This window comes from Bacteroides cellulosilyticus DSM 14838, assembly GCF_000158035.1.
GTDB lineage: Bacteria > Bacteroidota > Bacteroidia > Bacteroidales > Bacteroidaceae > Bacteroides > Bacteroides cellulosilyticus.
This window is the reverse complement of the sequence record NZ_EQ973486.1, coordinates 107,521-110,252: the sequence shown is the minus strand read 5'-3', so window position 1 is coordinate 110,252 and position 2,732 is coordinate 107,521. Positions and strand designations below refer to the sequence as shown.

Here is a 2,732-nt window from a genome sequence, read left to right as displayed (position 1 = left end):
CATAAGGTATTTTACGCGTATTCACATTATAGGCAGCTGTTCTTACTTCATAATAAAGATTATTCAGAACCTTTCTTGCCGACTTCACCGTTTCAAAAGCCTTATCAACAGTAACATCATCGCTATCTGGCTTATCCAGATATCCTTCACACGCACTCAGGAGTGGTAATACAAGGATTAACAATAAACTATATATCTTTTTCATTTCGATTCCACTTTAGAATGTTACTTTAACTCCAAAATTAATAATTCGCATCAGGGGATATTTGGTTTCTGTGTTCTCCGGGTCATATACAGGTACATTGTCCCAAGTAAGCAGGTTAGTTCCATTAACATACAGACGAGCATTTTCCGCACCAATCACACCTATCCAACGTTCCGGTATCTTATAACCAATCTCGACATTTTTCAATCTCAAATAGTTTCCATTCTTCTGCCAGAAAGTACTATGTTGGTAGTTATTGTTACCAGGACGGGTATATGAAATACGTGGCAAGCTTGCTCCTCTATTTTCCGGTGTCCAACGATCCAACCACTCAGTGATAGGAGTACTACCTTCATTGTTGAAAGGAATATTCGAGTTCTGGAAGTTATAAGTAACATTTCCGGCACCTTGGAACAGACAGCTGAAATCAAGTCGCTTATAGCTAAAACCAAGTTTAAAACTATAGAACATTTCCGGTACATTATGGAAACCGATAGGATATCTATCGTTACTGTCTATCACACCATCACCATTGATATCCATATATTTAATATCACCAGGATAAAGAGGTACACCAAATTGTGTCGGACTTTCCAGAATTTCTTCTTCAGACTGGAACAATCCAAGAGCCACATAACCGAATGATTGTCCTACACGACGACCGGTTGCATACAAATAATCGTATGCTTGCGGAGACTCCGGCTTTTCAACAATCTTATTACGGGCAAAAGAATAGTTACCACCTACAAAATATTCAAAATTCTTTCCGATTCTGTCACGCCACGTCACATCAAACTCCATACCCTTGTTTTCTACAACTCCGGCATTAGCCTGAATGGCAGGACCACCATAAGTACCGGGAATAATATCCACACTTGTAAGAATGTTCTCTCTTCTTTCAAAGAATACGTCAGCAGTCAATTCCAATTTATTATTAAACATACGGGTATCGAAACCGAAGTTATACTTCTTAGCCTTTTCCCAAGTCAGTACTTCATTACCTGTACGTTTTTCCTTTGTACCCCCACCGGCACCTGATGAGTTGGGATAACCGAATTCTGCATCATCTGCACTTTCCCACAAACTCAAATACAAGAAACGGTCTCCACCAATCTGATCGTTACCAACAAGGCCGTAAGAAGCTCTTAATTTCAAATAATCGATGAAACTAACATTAAAGAAACTTTCCTCTGATGCTACCCAACCCAAAGAAAATGCTGGGAAGAATCCAAAACGATGACCGGGAGCAAAGTTCTCAGAACCATTGTAACCGATATTGACCTCACCCAGGTATTTTCCTTTATAACCATAGGTGGCACGTCCTACAACACCAAGGCGGCGATAGGGAAGACGCGTCAGAGCATCACCTTTCTTCACATATTCTTGTGCATTGAACAGTACCAAACCGGAAACTTCATGGTCGCCAAACTTGTTATTATAATTAAGAGACGGTTCAAAAACATACTGGCTGTTATAAACACTCAAGTCGTCACTGAAACCTAATGCACTACCGGTCTGAAAGTTTTTATAAGAACCATCCGAATGGAATTCCCACATATCGCTAGTCTTACCATACTTCTTAACATACAGGTTGTTAAAGTCGAATGAGAAATCCACATTGATAGAAAGTCCTTTTACCCATTTGGACAAATCAGCTTTCATACCCAGTGTAGCCTGTACAGCCGTTTCTTTTTCGTCAGCATAACCGCTATCTAATATATAAGCAAGCGGATTGAAGTTAGCTTTCTCCAGAACAGACCATGAACCGTCCGGATTTCGAATTGGAGCACGATCAGGATTTGCTATTTTCAGACGGTCGAAGATAAACGTAACATCACCACCAGGAGCCGGACGATGTTTGTCACCAATTACACCAGCCAAATTCAATTTTGCAGAAATAACATCACTCAGTTGAAAGTCAAGGTTACTTCTGAAGTTATACTTCGTATACTTTACATTAGTACTGTAATTGTCATTGTAATCGGCATATTTGAACAAACCGTCCTGCATCATTACATTGGCCGCAACGAAATATTTAACTTTCTCCGTACCACCTGTAATACTCAGGTTGTATTGTTGCATCAAAGCAAAATCCTTCAAACATTCATCCGCCCAGTCTACATTCGGATAAAGAAATTCATTACTTCCATATCTGAAAGCATTTATCTGTTCCTGCGTATATTTAGGATTCATACCGTCATTAATCAAAGCCTCATTGGTGAGGATTGCCATATTGTAAGAGTCCACTATGTCAGGCATAGCTGTCGGAGACTGTAAACCGGCATCAGCAGAGAATGAAATACTTGCCTTGCCCGTCTTACCACGTTTAGTTGTAACAAGTACTACACCGTTAGCGCCACGTACACCATATACTGCCGTAGCGGAAGCATCCTTCAAAATACTGATTGACTCAATTTCCGATACGTCCATCATACGGATATCACGGTCTACACCATCCACCAAAATCAACGGACTTTGATTGGAGCCAAAAGTACTGATACCACGGATATACATATTCGCCATATCG

2 protein-coding genes are annotated in these 2,732 nt (G+C 40.2%); both read right to left on the bottom strand.

Translation table 11 applies throughout. The features are described 5' to 3' along the window. Window positions 1-205 (bottom strand): hypothetical protein (locus BACCELL_RS26695; protein ID WP_007209496.1); only part of this gene is annotated, 205 nt, incomplete at its 3' end. 12 nt (window positions 206-217) lie between these two features. After that, window positions 218-2,732: SusC/RagA family TonB-linked outer membrane protein (locus BACCELL_RS00450; RefSeq protein WP_007209495.1), on the bottom strand; the 2,515-nt coding region annotated here is incomplete at its 5' end.